Genomic DNA, 236 nt, shown 5'->3' with positions numbered 1-236 from the left:
GCGCCAACACACCCGCCATGGCCAGTAACGCACCTTTGAAACCCATCAGGGCGAGCAATGCCCCACCGAGAAAGAAACCGACACCCTTAAGTGCATTCTTCGAGCCGGTGAGGATGGCTATCCATTGGTAAAGCTTGCCCTGTTGCCCATCGGGCACCAGAGTTTTGATGGAGCTTTTGGCACTCATCTTGTTCAGGTCTTTGGCAATCCCTGACAGCGCCTGAGCGCCCATTACC

1 protein-coding gene is annotated in these 236 nt (G+C 55.5%); it reads right to left on the bottom strand.

What is annotated here, in order from left to right; translation table 11 throughout:
• Positions 1-236: MFS transporter (locus tag KMS84_RS44900; protein WP_256921682.1), on the bottom strand; the 236-nt coding region annotated here is incomplete at both ends.

Origin of the sequence: Streptomyces hilarionis (assembly GCF_024539675.1) — a bacterium.
GTDB lineage: Bacteria > Actinomycetota > Actinomycetes > Streptomycetales > Streptomycetaceae > Streptomyces > Streptomyces hilarionis.
Note: the sequence above shows the minus strand (reverse complement) of the source record. Positions and strands in the feature narration are given on the sequence as shown.